Source organism: Streptomyces sp. JJ38 (assembly GCF_019303475.1).
GTDB lineage: Bacteria > Actinomycetota > Actinomycetes > Streptomycetales > Streptomycetaceae > Streptomyces.
In genome coordinates this window covers 1-16,605 of the sequence record NZ_JABLSI010000059.1, presented here as the reverse complement: position 1 = coordinate 16,605, position 16,605 = coordinate 1, and the positions used below count along the sequence as shown (strand labels likewise).

Here is a 16,605-nt window from a genome sequence, read left to right as displayed (position 1 = left end):
TCACAGGGAGCAGGACAGACAGTTCTCGATCTCGGTGCCTTCCAGGGCCTCCTGGCGCAGCCGGATGTAGTAGAGCGTCTTGATGCCCTTGCGCCAGGCGTGGATCTGCGCCCTGTTCAGGTCGCGGGTGGTGGCCGTGTCGCGGAAGAACAGGGTGCAGCTCAAGCCCTGGTCGACGTGCTGCGTGGCCGCCGCGTAGGTGTCGATGATCTTCTCGGGGCCGATCTCGTACGCGTCCTGGAAGTACTCCAGGTTGTCGTTGTCCATGTGGGGCGCCGGGTAGTAGACGCGGCCGAGCTTGCCCTCCTTGCGGATCTCCACCTTCGAGGCGACGGGGTGGATGGAGGCGGTCGAGTCGTTGATGTAGCTGATGGACCCCGTCGGCGGCACGGCCTGGAGGTACTGGTTGTAGATGCCGTGCTCCTGCACGGACCGCTTCAGCTCACGCCAGTCGTCCTGGGTGGGCAGCGCGATGCCGGCGTGGGCGAACAGGGCGCGGACCCGCTCGGTGGCCGGCTGCCACGTCTGCTCGGTGTACCTGTCGAAGTACGAGCCGTCGGCGTACGCGCTCCGCGCGAAGCCGTCGAAGCCGGTGCCGCGTTCGATCGCGATCCTGTTGGAGGCGCGCAGCGCGTGGTAGGCGACGGTGTAGAAGTACATGTTGGTGAAGTCGACGCCCTCCTCGCTGCCGTAGTGGATGCGCTGCGAGGCGAGGTAGCCGTGCAGGTTCATCTGGCCGAGGCCGATGGAGTGGGAGAGGTCGTTGCCGTGGGCCACGGACGGGACGGCGTCGATGTGTGACTGGTCGGAGACGGACGTCAGGCCGCGCACCGCCGTCTCCACGGTCGCGCCGAGGTCCGGGGAGGCCATCGCGGCGGCGATGTTCAGTGAGCCCAGGTTGCAGGAGACGTCCTGGCCGACGGTCTCGTAGCCGAGCGAGGCGTCGTACGTGCTGGGGGTGTTGACCTGGAGGATCTCCGAGCACAGGTTGGACATGTTGATCCAGCCGGGGATCGGGTTGGCCCGGTTCACCGTGTCCTCGAAGAGCAGGTACGGGTAGCCCGACTCGAACTGCAGCTCCGCGATCGTCTTGAAGAACTCGCGGGCGCTCAGGCTCGTCTTGCGGACGCGCGGGTTGGCGACCAGCTCGTCGTAGTGCTCGCTCACGGACAGGTCCGACAGCGGCTTCCCGTACTCCCGCTCGACGTCGTAGGGCGAGAACAGGTGCATGTCCTCGTTGCGCTTGGCCAGCTCGAAGGTGACGTCGGGGACGACCACGCCGAGCGAGAGCGTCTTGATGCGGATCTTCTCGTCCGCGTTCTCCCGCTTGGTGTCGAGGAAGCGCATGATGTCCGGGTGGTGTGCGTGGAGGTACACCGCGCCCGCGCCCTGCCGTGCGCCGAGCTGGTTGGCGTAGGAGAAGGAGTCCTCCAGCAGCTTCATCACCGGCACGACACCGGACGACTGGTTCTCGATCCGCTTGATCGGTGCGCCCTGCTCGCGCAGGTTCGTCAGCAGCAGCGCCACGCCGCCGCCGCGCTTGGAGAGCTGGAGCGCGGAGTTGACGCCGCGGCCGATGGACTCCAGGTTGTCCTCGACCCGCAGGAGGAAGCAGGAGACCAGCTCACCGCGCTGGGCCTTGCCCGCGTTGAGGAAGGTCGGGGTCGCCGGCTGGAAGCGGCCGGTCATCATCTCGTCCACGAGGCGGGACGCGAGCACCTCGTCGCCGGCGCCCAGGAACAGCGCGGTGGCGACGACCCGGTCCTCGTAGCGCTCCAGGTAGCGGGAGCCTTCGAAGGTCTTCAGCGTGTACGACGTGTAGTACTTGAACGCGCCCAGGAACGTGCGGAAGCGGTGCTCGTGGGCGTACGCCCGGCGGTACAGGTCCTCGACGAACCCCCAGGCGTAGCGCCGGATCGGAGCTTCCTCGTAGTAGTCGTGTCCGATGAGGTAGTCGATCTTCTCCTTCAGCGTCCCGAACCACACCGTGTTCGGGTTGACGTGCTGGAGGAAGTACTGACGGACGGCCTCGCGGTCCTTGTCGAACTGGATGCGGCCGTCGCAGTCGTACATGTTCAGCATGGCGTTCAGCGCGTGGTAGTCCCTGCGCGTGCCGACCGACTCCCGCTGGGCCGCGGGGACCGTGACAGCTGTGGTGAGCGTGTTCACGTCGCCTGCCGCTCCGCCGTCCGCCTGGTTGACGAGTGTCGTGTCCAAAACTCTTGCAGCCCTTCCCTCACGGCGCGGACGTCGCGGTCCGTGCCCAGCAGTTCGAATCGGTACAGCTCCGGGACCCCGCACTTGGCCGAGATCACCCGGCCGGCCAGGCAGTAGTCGGCGCCGAAGTTGGTGTTGCCGGAGGCGATGACTCCCCGCAGCAGCACGCGGTTGGCCTCGGCGTTCAGAAAGCGGACCACTTGCTTCGGTACCGCGCCGGCTCGTTCGCCGCCGCCGTAGGTCGGCGTGATGAGCACATACGGCTCGGTCACCCGTGGCATGCCCTCGCGTTGCGGGTGCAGGGGGATGCGTGTGGCCGGCAGGCCCAGCTTCGCCACGAAGCGCCTGGTGTTCTCCGAGACGCTGGAGAAATACACGAGACCGCTCATCGGCCGTCGTCTCCCTCTCGCTCGTTCCCGTCTCCGTCCGAGGACCGGGAGGGAGGAGCGGCGGGGTGCGTACGGCCGGAGTCCGGGCGGTGGTGAACCCGTTCACCTCACCCGGGACCGTGCGTCTGCCACCTGGCCCTCCCTCGGGGCCTCGGAGCGCGCACACCGCTGTCCGGCGTACGCGCCGGTGGCAGGTCTTCGGACTCGCGGGCGCGTCCATCCGAACAACGTCGGACGAGACTCCTACTGGCCGTCGCTTCCCGGGCCCGTTCCTCGGGCCCAGTGCGTGTGACGGCGGTCGTTCCCACTCACCGCTGCGGGGCAGTCCCGGTCTCTCACCGGGTTCCCTCTTACGACGCCGAACACAGGAGTGTCCGGCGAACCACCAGCACCGCCAACACTACATCTAGATTCGGGTGAGCAGACACATGCCAGATGTTGTGTCGCGTGGGGAAGTTGGCTCTCTCTCATTCCGGCGTCGGCGCGGTGGGACAACGACCCCCGGTGTACGTTCCGCCCCGCGCGTGCCCGTCGACTCGGGGCCCCTCCGCGTCGTTCACGGCGGTGCCGGACGGCGGGCCGACGGCGGTGCCGGACGGCGGGCCGGACGGTGGGGCCGGGACGCTCGCGGCGCCCCGGCCCCACCGGGCCCTTCGGTCAGGAGGCGCGCAGCTCACCCCGCACCGTGCGGGCGGCGGCGACGAGGTTCTCCAGGGAGGCCCGGGTCTCCGGCCAGCCGCGGGTCTTCAGACCGCAGTCGGGGTTGACCCACAGTCGCTCGGCCGGGATCGCCTTCAGCCCCGTCCGCAGCAGCGCGGCGGCCTCCTCGACGCTCGGGACGCGCGGCGAGTGGATGTCGTAGACGCCGGGGCCGGCCTCGCGCGGGTAGCCGTGGGCCGCGAGTTCCCGCGCGACCTGCATGTGGGAGCGGGCGGCCTCCAGGCTGATGACGTCGGCGTCGAGATCGTCGATGGCCTGGACGATGTCGCCGAACTCGGCGTAGCACATGTGCGTGTGGATCTGGGTGTCCGGGCGGACGCCGGCGGTGGTGAGGCGGAACGCCTCGGTCGCCCAGGCGAGGTAGGCGGGGCGGTCGACGGTGCGCAGAGGCAGCGTCTCGCGCAGGGCGGGTTCGTCGACCTGGATGACGGAGGTGCCGGCCGCCTCCAGGTCGTTCACCTCGTCGCGCAGGGCGAGGGCGACCTGGCGGGCGGTGTCACCGAGGGGCTGGTCGTCGCGGACGAACGACCAGGCGAGCATGGTGACCGGGCCGGTGAGCATGCCCTTGACCGGGCGGTCGCTCAGCGACTGCGCGTACGACGTCCAGCGGACCGTCATCGGCTCGGGCCGGGAGATGTCGCCGACGAGGATCGGAGGCCGGACGTGGCGGGTGCCGTAGGACTGGACCCAGCCGTGCTGCGTGGCGAGGTATCCGGTGAGCTGTTCGGCGAAGTACTGGACCATGTCGTTGCGTTCGGGCTCGCCGTGCACGAGGACGTCGATGCCGGTCTTCTCCTGGAAGGAGACGACCTCCCGGATCTCCGCCTTGATGCGCTCCTCGTACCCGGCGGTGTCGATGCGTCCGGCGCGCAGGTCGGCGCGGGCGGTGCGCAGTTCGGTGGTCTGCGGGAAGGAGCCGATGGTCGTCGTCGGCAGCAGCGGCAGACCGAGGTGGGCGCGCTGGGCGGCGGCCCGTTCGGCGTACGGCTGGGAACGGCGGGCCTCGGGGTCCGTCACGGCCTCGGAGCGCGCCCGCACGGCCGGGTCGCGGGTGATCGGCGATGCCGCGCGGGAGGCGAGGTCGGAGCGGTTCGCGGCGAGTTCGGCGGTGATGGCGTCGGCGCCCTGGGCGAGCCCCTTGGCGAGGGTGACGATCTCGGCGGTCTTCTGCCTGGCGAAGGCCAGCCAGCGCAGGATCCGCGGGTCGACGTCCCGCTCTGCGGCGGTGTCCAGCGGCACGTGCAGCAGGGAGCAGGAGGCGGCGACGTCGACGCGGTCGGCGAGCCCGAGCAGGGTGCCGAGTGTGGTGAGGGACTTCCGCAGGTCGTTGATCCAGATGTTGCGGCCGTTGACGACGCCGGCGACCAGACGTTTGCCCGGCAGTCCGCCGACGCCGGCCAGGGCGTCCAGATTGGCGGCTGCCGCGTCGGTGAAGTCCAGGGCGAGACCCTCGACCGGGGCCTTGGCGAGGACGGGAAGGGCGTCGCCGAGCCGGTCGAAGTAGGAGGCGACGAGGAGCTTGGGCCGGTCGGTCACGGAGCCGAGCTCCCGGTAGGCGCGTTCGGCGGCGTTCAGCTCGGCCGGGGTGCGGTCCTGTACGAGGCCGGGCTCGTCCAGCTGCACCCACTCGGCTCCGGCCGCGCGCAGGTCGGCGAGGACCTCCGCGTAGACGGGCAGCAGCCGGTCCAGGAGGGTGAGCGGCTCGAAGTCGGCGGGCACGCCGGGGGCGGGCTTGGCGAGCAGGAGGTACGTGACGGGGCCGACCAGCACCGGCCGGGCCGCCAGACCCTGGGCCAGGGCTTCCTTCAGCTCGGCGACCCGCTGGGTGGAGTCGGCGGTGAAGACGGTGTCCGGGCCCAGCTCGGGGACCAGGTAGTGGTAGTTGGTGTCGAACCACTTGGTCATCTCCAGGGGCGCGGCCTCCTGGGTGCCGCGGGCCATGGCGAAGTAGCCGTCGGTCGCGTCGGCGTCGACGGCGGCGCGGTGCCGCTCGGGAATCGCGCCCACCATGACGGTGGTGTCCAGGACATGGTCGTAGTACGAGAAGTCGCCGGTCGGGACCTCGTGGACGCCGGCGTCCACGAGGTCCCGCCAGTTGGACCGCCGGAGCGCGGCGGCGGTGTCGTGGAGGGCGTCGGCGGTGACGCGGCCCTTCCAGTAGCCCTCGACGGCCTTCTTGAGTTCCCGGTGGTGACCCTGGCGGGGGTAGCCGTACACGGTGGCCCGTGCTGCCGCGGCTGCGGACTTCGCTGTCACGGAGATCTCCTTCGCGAGATGGTTCCCTGAGATCCCGGAGACGGGACGAGAGCGCGAAGGAGAGACGAACCCGACGGCGACGATCTCGTGCGGGAAGAGCACGGTCGTTCCGTCTGGTGTGCGCCGACCCGCCCTCGAGGTCACCGGGATGTCCGCGCACGGAACGGTCCGCGCGCGGGCAGTTGGCAGGTCTTCGGACTCGCGGGCACGCCCTCCCGTCCGGAGGACACCTACTGGCCGTCGCTTCCCAGGCCCGGTACGTCGGACCCAGTGCGTGTGACGGCGGTCGTTCCCGCTCACCGCTGCGGGGCAGTCCCGGATTCCCACCGGGTTCCCTCTTGCGACACCCCGCCTGGCGGACGGGGCGAACCAGCTGCTGCGGTCAGCCTACGGGGTGTCGTCGCGCAGGGGGGCGTCGCTCGCGGTGTCGTCGTAGAGGCGGAACAGGCGCAGGCCGCCGCGGGCGTGGTCGTCCTCCTCGCGAAGGGCGTCCCAGCACTCGGCGGCCAGCGCGCGGGCGCGGGTGCCGATCCAGGGGCGGGGCAGCAGCTCGGGGGGCAGCAGGGGGTCGGGGCGCATGGCGGCGGTGAAGGCCGTGGCCAGTTCGATCGCGTACGTCAGCCGCTCGGTCGGGGTGGGCCGGTCCGGTCCGGTCAGCCGGGCCAGCCGGGCGGTGGCGAGGGCGGCGAGGTCCTCGTGGCGGTCCGCGACGGCCTGGAGCGGCCAGAGCAGGGTGGCCAGCCGGGCGGGGTCGTCCTCGTCGCCCACGCGCAGGTCCCGGGTGGTGAGACGGGTGAGGGAAGGGAGGACGTCGAGGTGCCGGGCGTGCGCCTCGACGATGGGCCCGATCGCGTTGGCGGTGACGTAGAGGCCGCCCTGGAGCGGGGCCGCGCCCAGGTGGAGGAGGGCGTCGCGCAGGGCGTCGCGGGCCTGCCGGGCGGTTTCGGGGATGGCGAAGGCGTACAGGTGCCAGGTGCCGTCCCAGGGGGCGAGCCCCCGGTCCTGCTCGTAGGCGTGGCGGACGTACTCGACCTCCGGCGCGATGGCGCCGGTGGGGTCGGCGGTCGCGCGCAGCACTGCCTTGCGGCCCCGGCCCTCCTGGGTGAACCGGCCCTCGGCGACGAGGCGTTTGACGCAGAGCCTGACCTGCTGGTCGGTCATGGCGAGGGCGCCGGCGACGGTGTAGAGCTCGCCGGCGTCGACGGTGCCGTCCTCGCGGAGGAGTGCGAACACCAGGGTCCGCGTGCTGATCTGGGGCGGGGCGGGCTCCGACGGGGCTGCCGCGGGGCTTTCGGTCATCGCCGCCGCTCCTGGGCGCTTCCGGGCGCGTCGCCGGCCGGGTGTGCCGGGACGGGGCGGTGCATCGTCGTCACGGCACCGAAGCCCATCAGGCGTTTGAGGTACGGCGTCCGCTCGGTGTGTACGCCGACGAATCCATGCCGCTCGTAGAGGGCACGGGCGCGTGGGTTGACGTCGATGACGTCCAGCCGGACCCGGGTGCAGCCGCGTTCGGCGGCGAGGGCCGCGATCTCCGTCAGGAGGAGGCCGCCGATGCCCGTGCCCCGGTGGGCGGGGTCGACGGCGATGCCGTCCATGACCAGCTCGCCGGGCTGCGGGGTGCGTTCGAGCAGGGCCAGGAGAGCGAGCCGGGGCAGGCCGCGGAGGAGCCCGTAGGCGGAGAGGACGTCGCCTGTGTCGCCGCCGGTCAGCGCGCGTCCGTCGAGCTGGTAACCGGCCACGGCGACGACGCGGCCGTCCGGGGCGAGGGCGACGGCGCCGCGGTCGTGGTGGAGGTGGGCGGCGACGAACGCGCGGCCGCGTTCGGCGGGGCCCAGGGCGGCGCCGAGCTTGCGGCCGAAAGCCTCCCAGTACAACTCGGCGACGCGTTCCTCGGCTCCGCGCGGCACGCCGCGCCGGATGACGACTCCTGTGTCCACTCTTCCTCCTCGCACTGACTGTACGATCATAGTACGTTCATTTTCAGAACGAGCGTTCATGTCGCGATAGTTACGGGGGGTCGGAGATGCGGACGAGACCGAAGCGCGGGACGTCGACGCGGCGTCGGAAGGTGGTACGGACCCTGCTGGCGACGGCGGCCGCACTGGCGGTCCTGGCCGCGAGCCTGGGTGGCGTCGTGGTCTGGCAGCACAGCTACGACCTGCGGGAGCGGGCGGTGACCATCCGCCACGGCGGCCGAGTCCTCGACGGGGTGCTGGCCCTGCCTCCGCAGGGGGAGGGGCCGTATCCCCTGGTGGTCTTCGTCCACGGGGACGGGCCGGTCGACGCGACCCACGACACCTTCTACCGGCCGATCTGGGAATCCCTCGCCCGCGCCGGGTACGCCTCGCTGTCGTGGAACAAACCCGGCGTGGGCGGCGCTCCGGGAGACTGGCTCGACCAGACCATGGACGACCGGGCCGACGAGGCCGCCGACGCCATCGCCTGGGCCCGCGACCAGCCGGACGTCGACCGCGGTCGCATCGGGCTGTGGGGTGCGAGCCAGGCGGGCTGGGTCCTTCCCAAGATCGCCGCCCGGGAACCGGGGGTGCGGTTCGTCATCGCGGTCTCACCCGCCGTCAACTGGCACCGGCAGGGCCGCTACAACCTCCTCGCCGAGCTGCGCGAGGGCGGCGCCTCCGCCGCCGAGACCGCCGCCGCCCTGCGCCGGCGCCAGACCGTGCTGGACCTGCTCCGGCGCGACGCGTCCCACCAGGAGTACGTCCGCGCGGTGGACGGTCCCGACCACATGACGGCCGCCCGCTGGCGGTTCGTCTCCAGGAACCACACCGCGGACGCCGCAGCCGACCTGCCGGCGCTGCGCGGCGTCCCCGTGCTGCTGGTGCTCGCCGGACACGACCTGAACGTCGACACCGCCGAGACGGAGGCCGTCTACCGACGGCTGCTCCCCGGCCCCGAACTGCGCGTCGCCCACTACTCCGACGCCTCCCACAGCCTGCTGCGGCACGACGTCGAGGGCTCGTCGATCCGCCTCACCCTCACCGGGCTGTTCGCCCCCCGCGGGCTGTTCGCCGAGGGTTTCCTCACCGACCAGCGGGAGTTCCTGGCCTCTCTCGGCACCAGGGCGACGCAGCCGTGAACGCCGGGGCGGGCCCGGGAGCCGGCCCCGCCCGTGCGGGGGCCGCGGGCGGGGCCGGACAGTGGCCACCGCGCGCCCGCGCCGCGCGGTGCCGCTCGTCGACGCCGACGCTCAGGCCCGCGTCGGCGCGGTGTCAGTTGCCCCAGCGTCCGGCACTGGCATGGGCTTCCAGCTGGGTGGTGTGCGGTGGTGTGGAGCGCTCTCGCAGCAGTTCGGCCGTGATGGAGAAAAGAGGGGCCTTCTCCGGGCGCCGACGGGCCTGGGCGGTGATCTCGTCGGCGAGGCTGGTGGCCATGGACATCCGTGGGTGGGCGGTGTGGATCGCGGCGCCGGTCGCGTCGCTGACGAAGTCCGTGTCCATGCCGAAATCCATACCGATACCCCAGTGCACCAGCGCGCACAGGGTGCCGCGCCGCTCGGCGATGCCCGTGGAGGTGTGCAGGGCGATGGCCTCCCAGACGGCGTCGACGTCGGCCGAGGACAGACCCTCCCGGGTGAGGAACTCGGCGGCCAGGTCCGCGCCGTCCACCTCGAACCGCTGGTGGCGGTCGCCGGCCTCGGTCAGGCCGATGTCATGCAGGACACAGGCGAGGAAGAGCAGTTCGGGATCGTAGTCGTGGCCGGGCCGGGCGCCCCGGTGGTCGGCCAGCAGGTGCGCGAACAGGGCGCTGCGCACACTGTGGTTGGCGGTTGCCGGGGACTCCGTCCGGCGCACGAGCGCGAGGGCGTTCCGGGCGACGGGGGAGTCGGGGAGCGGTGGGACGGCCGTGGGATTCGTGTCGGTCATGGCCTTCATGCTCGGTGGAGGCGCCCGCGCGCGACAGTGGCAGGATTGCCGCTATGCGAGAGGAAACTGCCACGGTCGGCGCGAGGGCCGGTTCCGGTGGTGCCGTGCCGCACCGGGTCGCGGTGCTGGCGCTGGACGGCGTGCTGGCTTTGGACCTGGGCATACCCGTCCAGGTGTTCACCGCCTTGCCGGCCGAGGGGTACGAGATGACGCTGTGCGGGCGGACGGCGGGGCCGGTGCCGACATCGTCGGGCTTCGACCTGACGGCGGCCGCCGGGCTGGAAGCGGTGCGGCGGGCGGACACCGTGGTCGTGCCGGGGTACGCGCCGCACCTGCGCGAACTGCCCGCCGACGTGCTCGGCGCCCTGGCCGAGGCCCATGCCCGGGGGTGCCGCCTGGTGTCCGTCTGTACCGGCGCGTTCGCCCTGGCCGCCGCGGGGGTCCTGGACGGGTGCACGGCGACGACGCACTGGCTGTACGCCGACGAGCTGGCGGAGCGGCATCCGAGGGTGTCGGTGGATGCCCGGGTGCTGTACGTGGACGAGGGGCGGGTGCTGACGTCGGCCGGCGTCGCGGCCGGTATCGACCTGTGCCTGCATCTGGTGCGGCGGGATCTGGGGGCGGCAGCGGCGAACGAGGTCGCGCGGACGATGGTCGCCGCGCCGCACCGCGACGGCGGGCAGGCGCAGTACATCAGGCGCCCGCTGGCCGAGAACGCGGACGGCGGTACGCTCGCGGCCACCCGGCAGTGGGCGCTGGACCACCTGCACGAACCACTGACGGTGCGTCGGCTCGCGGCGCACGCGCACATGGCACCCCGCACCTTCGCCCGGCACTTCGCCGCCGAGTCCGGCACCACGCCGCTGCGGTGGTTGCTCGCGGCCCGCATCGACCGGGCCCGGGAGCTGCTGGAGACCACCGGGCTCACGGTCGACCAGGTGGCCGGGCGGTGCGGGCTGGGCAGCCCGTCCAACCTGCGGCTGCACTTCCGGCGGGCCCTGGGGACGTCACCCACCGCGTATCGCGCGGCGTTCGTTCCGCCGCGCACCCGGGGGCGGTGAGGGGGCCGGGGCCGGGGTTTCCCCGGCGCCGCGCGGCTTCAGCGGTCGGTGCGGACCACGGCGGCGGGGTCGGCCATCCCGACACCGGCGCACTGACCCCGGACGGCGCCGCCCCCGGGGCGTCCCGAACCGGCCCGCGGGTCAGGCCCGGCGGAAGTGGCGGCGGTAGGCGGTGGGCGTGAGGCCGGTCTCGGCGGCGAGGCGGCTGCGCAGGCTCGCCGTCGTACCGAGGCCGCTGGCCCGGGCTATCCGCTCGATGGGCAGCGTCGTGGTCTCCAGCAGGCGGCGCGCGTGCCGGAGCCGGACGCCGGTGAGCCAGGCGAGCGGGGTGCAGCCGAGCTCGTCGCGGAACCGGCGGTGCAGGGTGGCCGGGCTCAGGCCGGCGTGCCGGGCGATGGCGCGGACGCCGATGGGCTCCGCGGCGTGCCGCTCGGCCCATTCAAGCGCGGAGCCGAGCGCGGTGCCGCGGTCCCGGGGGATGGGCCGAGCGATGAACTGGCTCTGGCCGCCGGGGCGGTGGGCGGCGAAGACGAGCCGGCGGGCGACGGCCGCGGCAACCTCGGCGCCGTGGTCGAGGGCGACGACGTGGAGGGCGAGGTCGAGGGCCGCGGCGCTGCCGGCCGAGGTGAGGATGTCGCCGTCGTCGACGTAGAGCACCTCCTCGTCCACGGTGACGTCCGGGTAGCGGTGCCGGAACTCCTCGGCCCACATCCAGTGCACCGTGGCGCGGCGGCCGGCGAGGACGCCCGCCTCCGCGAGGGTGAAAGCGCCGCTGCACAGGCCGATGACCCGGGCCCCGCGCCGGTGGGCGCGGGCGATGGCGGCCAGCACGTCCGGCGGCTTCGGGGTGCCGGTGTCGGGCCGGTTCGGGACGATGAGGGTGTCCGCGGTGTCGACGGCGGCGAGGTCGGCGACGTCGGTCATCGAGAAGAAGCCCTGGCGCATCGGCACCCGGCCGCGCCGGGCGCAGAGCCGGAAGTCGTAGAGCAGCCCGCCAACCTCCGGCCGGTGGATGCCGAACACCTCGGTCGCGCAGGCGACCTCGAAGGGGTTGGAGTTGTCGTCGACCAGCGCCACGACGCGATGCGGACGGGCCTGAGAGGATTCTTTCGACATACGCGATTCTTCTCACTGGCCTGCCCGGAAGGGCAACGGTGAGCATGGGCGCATGACTTCTGAACCGCGGAACATCGACCGCGTCCTGGCCTCCTTCGACGATCTGTGGCACCCGCGCATCGTGACCCGCGTCAACGACTGGGACGTGCGCGTCGCCAAGGTGCGGGGCGAGTACGTCTGGCACGCGCACGCCGACACCGACGAGCTGTTCGTCGTCCTGGACGGCGCACTCGACATCCGGCTCCGGGAGAGCGCAGGCGGGGCGGAGTCCGTGGTGCGGATGAGGCGGAACGACGTCTTCGTCGTACCCCGGGGCGTGGAGCACCGCCCCGTGTCCGAGGGCGGCGCGACGCTGATGCTGCTGGAGCCGACGGGGACGCTCACCACGGGCGACTACGCGGGGGAGGTTCCCGGGCACATCACCTCCACGACGGGCACCCCTCCGGCCTGACGGTCGCGCCCTCGCCCCGCGGGACGCACCCCTCGCCGCAGGCCGCCCGCTCTGGGACGTCGCCCGGTGGGAAGATGGGCACTGCTGAGCGAGGGGGCGGGGGACGTGGGGCGTGGCGAACGGGAGACGGTGGCCGAGGGCCCGGGCCCGGCAGCGCGTGCCGGGCCCGGGCGGGTGGGGGGTGGGCGGGAATCAGAGCGAGAGGGTCCAGGTGTCGAGGTAGCCCGTGTCGTACCAGGCGGTGTCCTGGAGGCGGAGCTTCCAGGTACCGTCGCGGGCCTCGCCGGACAGGTCGACCGTGTAGGTCTCGTGGATGTCGTCGGAGCTGTCGTTGCCGTTGGCGCTCTTGAGCGGGTAGGTGCTGCCGTCGGGGGCGATCAGGTCGACGACGAGGTCACCGCGCCACGTGTGCTCGACGTGCACCTCGACGGTGCTGGCGCTCGACGCGGTGCCGCCGCAGCCCGAGACCTCGATGCTGCTGGTGACGGCCGAACCGTTGTCGGGGATGCTGAGGTTCGTGCCGTTGGTGACGCTGCAGTCCGAGGGCGGGGGCGTGTCGCCGCCGCCGTAGGGGTTCTCGGCGTGCTCGGCCGCGTAGACCAGCATGGGCTTGACCTGGTTCCAGAACGTGTTCTGGCAGGAGTAGCTGGGGTGGAAGCCGCCGCAGGAGCCGCCGGAGGGGCCGACCTCCCAGGTGAAGCTGGGGACGCCGAGGTCGTCGTAGGCCCAGTCGTCGTGGCTGCCGCTGGCGTTGTAGAGGATCTCGCCGGGCTGGCCGTACTCCCAGCCGCCGGCCAGGTTCGCCATGTCCTGGGCCATGGCCCGCATCGCGGTGTCGTTGCCGGTCTCGACGGAGGAGTCGAAGCCCCAGGGGAACAGCACCATGTTCGAGTAGCTGTGGATGGTGATGAACATGCCCTGGGTGTCGGGGTCGGCGGCGGCGTGGTCACCGGTGGGGCGGGTGTCCGGGAACAGGTCGCGGTAGAGCGCGTGCAGGGCCTGTGTCTCGACCTCGGAGTCCGCGGAGGGGCCCTTGTAGACCTTGGAGCACGGGTTCGAGCTGGTGCCGGCTCCGCCCCAGTGGCTGCCGTTGTTGCGGTTGAGGTCGATACCCTCACCGCCGTAGGAGCCTTCGGAACAGCCGTTGCTGTGGGTGTGGTTGGCGTTCTTGCGGTGCCACTGCTGCCCACTGGGCCCGCCCATGAAGCCCTGCTGGACCATGTCGACGCCGTCGGGGTTGCCGATCGGCACGACCCAGACCTCGCGGGTGTCCAGGATCTCGGTGGCCGTCGCGTCGCTGCCGTAGCCGTCGGTCAGGTAGTCGATCCAGCGGTAGGCCATCTCGCCGGTGGACAGCTCACGGGCGTGGACCTGGGCCTGGACGAACAGACGCGGCTTGGAGGAGTTCGGGTTCAGCTGGCAGTCGCCGGACTGCTTCTTGGTGAGGCATATGGCCTTGAGGTCGTAGCCGCCGGAGCGGCCGGTGGCCTTGCGCCAGGAGTCCCCGACGTCGAAGACGGTGGCCAGGGAGGAGTGGTCCGCGGCGACCTGGTCGAGGTGGGCGTACTGGGCGTTCACCGTGCGGTAGCCGCCGTAGTAGGTCTCCTCGGCCACCTCGGCCGTCAGGCGCGGGGCCTGCCCACTGCGCTTGGGCGGCTCCCAGGGGGCCGGGGTCAGCTTCTGCTCGACGGTGGCCTTCAGCCCGGCCGCCTTGAGGTCTTTCGCGGTGCCGGCGTCACCGAGGACGAACAGGTCGTCCCCGTCGCGGTCTTCGATCAGGTCGAAGCCGGCGAGCGCGCTCTCCGCCGCGTGGGCGCCGTCGTGGACGCGGTAGACGTAGGCGCGGTCGTCCTCGGCCGCTGCGGGTCTGTCGGGCGGCGGAGCGGCGACGCCGTAGCCGGTGCCGGCCGCGAGCGCGGCCGTCGTGGCGGCCGCGACCAGCCAGAGGGTCGTTTTCTTACGCACGTAAACCTCATTCAACGTGGGGGACGGCGGGGTTGGGAACCGCCGTACGACGACGAGGTGCCTGATGACCACAAGGGCCAGGGGCCAGGATTGGCCAGGGGTGCCCGGTCTGTGAATGCGCGTGCGCTTCCGATCCCGGACATTGTCCGGTTCCGGTACCGAAGAACCGGGAAATACAGCGCGAAACGCACTCTTGACGGTGACTCGAGAGCGGTCCTAAAGTCCGGTCGCGCCCGGCGGCCCCGTCGGCGCCGGGAGGTACACGTGTTCCTGTTGGAGCCGGTCGGCTTCGGCCGCACCGAGAACGACGCGTACCTCGGCCTGCTCGACCTGAAGCGGGCGACGGCGGAGGAGCTGGGCGAGCATCTCGGCGTCCCGGCGGCCGGGCTCCTGCCCTCCCTCCAGCGGCTCCTGGAGGCCGGGCTCGTCCAGCAGCTAGGCTTCACCCCGGCCGTCTACGCCGCCGTCCCGCCGGACGAGTCGCTGGCGGCGCTCATCGACCACCGGCGCGGCGAGCTGGCCCGGATGCGCTCGCACGTCGAGGAGCTGGCGGACCGGTTGCGCGCCGGGTCGCGGCGCGCCGGGCGGGGCCAGCCCGTGGTGGAGCTGCTCGACGGCGAGGACGCCGTGCTGGCGGCGGTGGCCCGCATCCAGTTGCAGGCGCGGGAGGAGGTCATCGCCGTCGACGCACCCCCGTACATCGGCGGCGGGCACGGCAACCCGAACGACCTCGAACTCAACCGGCTGGCGGCGGGCGTGGCCTACCGGTGCGTCTACTCGCGCGAGGCGCTGGACTCGCCGGAGACGCTGGAGGCCATGCGGCGCTGCACCGAGGCGGGCGAGCAGGCCAGGATCCTCCCCGGAGTGACGCTGAAGCTGGTCGTGGCCGATCGCTCGACGGCGATGCTGCCCGTCTCCTACACCGAGCCGGACCCGGGCATGCGGCTGCTCGTCCATGGGTCCGCCCTCATTGACGTGCTGGTCTGCTGCTTCGAGCAGTTGTGGGCGCGGGCCACACCGGTGGGCGCCCGGCAGGCCGAGTGCGGCCCGACGGGGCGGGACCGCGAGCTGCTGTCCCTGCTCGCCTCGGGGCTGAAGGACCGCACCATCGCCCGGGCCCTGGGCGTCACCGAGCGGACCGTGGGCCGTCGGCTCACCGAGCTGATGGCCGAGCTCGGGGTGGAGACGCGCTTCCAGGCGGGCGTGCAGGCGGCGCGCCGCGGCTGGATCTAGCGGTTCGCTCGCCGGCGGACGCCGACGCCCGGCCCCGGGCCCCGTTGCCGCTCTCGCGGCGTCCGCCACCCGCTCCCGCACGGCGCTCTCCTGCCCGGGCTTCTCGCCAAGTCTGTCGAAAATTCACGGATTTCGCGGGCCGATCGGCCGTACGCGGGGGCTGAGGAGGGGAAGCATGGTCCAGAGGCAAGGATCGACGCAGAGGAGATTTCGAATGGCTGCCAAGTCTTCCACTGTCAGCGCCCCGCAGTCCTCGCCCGAGCAGGCGGACGAGCGGATCGACGGCGCGCCGGGTGCCGGGGGAGAGGCCCGCACCGTCACCACCACGAGGGTGGGGACGACCGGTTCGGCGACCGAGCTCGTCGGCCCCCGGGGCAGGACGTCCATCGCCGACAGCGTCGTGGAGAAGATCGCGGGCATGGCGGCACGCGAGGTTCCGGGTGTGTACGCGCTCGGCGGCGGTCTGGCCCGGACGCTGGGAGCGGTGCGCGACCGCGTGCCCGGCGGCCGTCCGAACGTGGCTCGCGGCGTGAAGGTCGAGGTCGGCGAGCGGCAGACGGCGCTGGACCTGGACATCGTCGTGGAGTACGGGGTGCCGATCCCCGACGTGGCGCACGACGTGCGGGAGAACGTGATCGCGGCCGTCGAGCGGATGACGGGGCTGGAGGTCGTCGAGGTCAACATCGCCGTCGGGGACGTGCACCTGCCCGACGAGGAGCCGGACGAGCGGGTGGAGGCGCCGCGCGTGTCCTGACCGCAGCGCCGCGGTGAACGGCGCCCGGGCGCGGTGGAGTTGGCGGAGGACGCTGCCGACTGCCCCCGCGTCCGGGCGCGTCGCGTCCGCGGGCCTGCTCGGACGCCCTGTGCGGCCCTCCGGGTCGTATACCGAAGGGTCCCTTTCGGTGGGCTTCATGGTGGTCCGCGATGGGGGATAAGAGCCTGAATTGCCGGTCTTCAAGGGCATATGAGGTGACTCAGGTGTGACAGATGCATGAAGTAGCGGCACACCCCTTGTGTGATTCCTATGGTTCCGCAAACCTTTCGGCTGTCGGCGCGGATGACATGTCCGCGTCCGGCTGATCTCTCATCAGCGCACCACCAACGAGAAGGATCTCTCAATGGCAGCGATGCGTTCCCCCAAGCGCAGATGGTCGGCCGTGGCCGTGGCGGGTGCCGCGGCGGTCGCGATGAGTGTCGGAGTCGCGCTCCCCGCGGCGGCCGACGAGCCGGAAGGCCAGATCGTCAACGCCGGTGCTCCGGGTGCGATCAAGGACCAGTACATCGTCACCCTCAAGGCGGGTGCGCCGGACGCC

General features: G+C 72.1%; 13 protein-coding genes, 1 pseudogene and 2 riboswitches. Of the genes and pseudogenes, 6 read left to right on the top strand and 8 right to left on the bottom strand.

Features of this window, described 5'->3' with window-relative positions; translation table 11 throughout:
- From nrdE to HPT28_RS23835, 5 genes are all read right to left on the bottom strand, one after another.
- Complete coding sequence (nrdE, locus tag HPT28_RS23855) at positions 1-2,091, bottom strand: class 1b ribonucleoside-diphosphate reductase subunit alpha (RefSeq protein WP_257579335.1); 2,091 nt, start codon at positions 2,089-2,091, stop codon at positions 1-3.
- Between the two features lie 74 nt (positions 2,092-2,165).
- Positions 2,166-2,606, bottom strand: a complete 441-nt coding sequence (gene nrdI, locus HPT28_RS23850; protein WP_219093471.1) for a class Ib ribonucleoside-diphosphate reductase assembly flavoprotein NrdI — start codon at positions 2,604-2,606, stop codon at positions 2,166-2,168.
- A gap of 171 nt (positions 2,607-2,777) precedes the next feature.
- Positions 2,778-3,008, bottom strand: a riboswitch (cobalamin riboswitch).
- Between the two features lie 255 nt (positions 3,009-3,263).
- A complete protein-coding gene (gene metE / locus HPT28_RS23845; RefSeq protein WP_219093468.1) occupies positions 3,264-5,582 on the bottom strand; it encodes a 5-methyltetrahydropteroyltriglutamate--homocysteine S-methyltransferase in 2,319 nt (772 codons plus the stop codon).
- A gap of 180 nt (positions 5,583-5,762) precedes the next feature.
- Positions 5,763-5,956: riboswitch (cobalamin riboswitch) on the bottom strand.
- 13 nt (positions 5,957-5,969) lie between these two features.
- Positions 5,970-6,881: a PaaX family transcriptional regulator C-terminal domain-containing protein gene (locus HPT28_RS23840; RefSeq protein ID WP_219093465.1), complete on the bottom strand. Its 912-nt coding sequence runs from the start codon at positions 6,879-6,881 to the stop codon at positions 5,970-5,972.
- Complete coding sequence (locus HPT28_RS23835) at positions 6,878-7,519, bottom strand: GNAT family N-acetyltransferase (protein WP_308119484.1); 642 nt, start codon at positions 7,517-7,519, stop codon at positions 6,878-6,880. Before HPT28_RS23835 ends, HPT28_RS23840 begins: the two co-directional genes overlap by 4 nt.
- Before the next feature lie 86 nt (positions 7,520-7,605).
- On the opposite strand from HPT28_RS23835, the gene HPT28_RS23830 reads away from it, so the two are divergent.
- On the top strand, positions 7,606-8,679 hold the full coding sequence (locus tag HPT28_RS23830) for a S9 family peptidase (protein ID WP_219093460.1): 1,074 nt from the start codon (positions 7,606-7,608) through the stop codon (positions 8,677-8,679).
- 133 nt (positions 8,680-8,812) lie between these two features.
- On the opposite strand, the gene HPT28_RS23825 is transcribed toward HPT28_RS23830, so the two are convergent.
- Entirely contained in the window at positions 8,813-9,466 is a 654-nt protein-coding gene (locus HPT28_RS23825) for an HD domain-containing protein (protein ID WP_257579330.1), read from the bottom strand.
- A 53-nt stretch (positions 9,467-9,519) separates the two neighbouring features.
- On the opposite strand from HPT28_RS23825, the gene HPT28_RS23820 reads away from it, so the two are divergent.
- Entirely contained in the window at positions 9,520-10,527 is a 1,008-nt protein-coding gene (locus tag HPT28_RS23820; RefSeq protein WP_219093454.1) for a GlxA family transcriptional regulator, read from the top strand.
- A gap of 141 nt (positions 10,528-10,668) precedes the next feature.
- Here HPT28_RS23820 and HPT28_RS23815 read toward each other — a convergent pair whose 3' ends face one another.
- Positions 10,669-11,643 (bottom strand): GlxA family transcriptional regulator, encoded by a 975-nt coding sequence (locus HPT28_RS23815; protein ID WP_219093451.1) that lies wholly within the window; start codon positions 11,641-11,643, stop codon positions 10,669-10,671.
- 52 nt (positions 11,644-11,695) lie between these two features.
- Here HPT28_RS23815 and HPT28_RS23810 point away from each other — a divergent pair, with 52 nt between their 5' ends.
- Complete coding sequence (locus HPT28_RS23810) at positions 11,696-12,094, top strand: cupin domain-containing protein (protein WP_219093449.1); 399 nt, start codon at positions 11,696-11,698, stop codon at positions 12,092-12,094.
- A 192-nt stretch (positions 12,095-12,286) separates the two neighbouring features.
- On the opposite strand, the gene HPT28_RS23805 is transcribed toward HPT28_RS23810, so the two are convergent.
- Positions 12,287-14,059: a M14 family zinc carboxypeptidase gene (locus HPT28_RS23805; protein WP_308119481.1), complete on the bottom strand. Its 1,773-nt coding sequence runs from the start codon at positions 14,057-14,059 to the stop codon at positions 12,287-12,289.
- Positions 14,060-14,323: 264 nt separating this feature from the next.
- On the opposite strand from HPT28_RS23805, the gene HPT28_RS23800 reads away from it, so the two are divergent.
- The 3 genes and pseudogenes from HPT28_RS23800 to HPT28_RS23790 all read left to right on the top strand — a co-directional run.
- The gene (locus tag HPT28_RS23800) at positions 14,324-15,292 is read left to right on the top strand and encodes a TrmB family transcriptional regulator (RefSeq protein WP_219093447.1); all 969 of its coding nucleotides are present in this window, start codon (positions 14,324-14,326) and stop codon (positions 15,290-15,292) included.
- Between the two features lie 214 nt (positions 15,293-15,506).
- Positions 15,507-16,046 carry an Asp23/Gls24 family envelope stress response protein gene (locus HPT28_RS23795; RefSeq protein WP_219093444.1) on the top strand — a complete coding sequence of 180 codons (540 nt, stop codon included), beginning with the start codon at positions 15,507-15,509 and terminating at the stop codon, positions 16,044-16,046.
- 364 nt (positions 16,047-16,410) lie between these two features.
- Positions 16,411-16,605, top strand: a pseudogene (locus HPT28_RS23790) (S8 family peptidase); the annotation flags it as partial.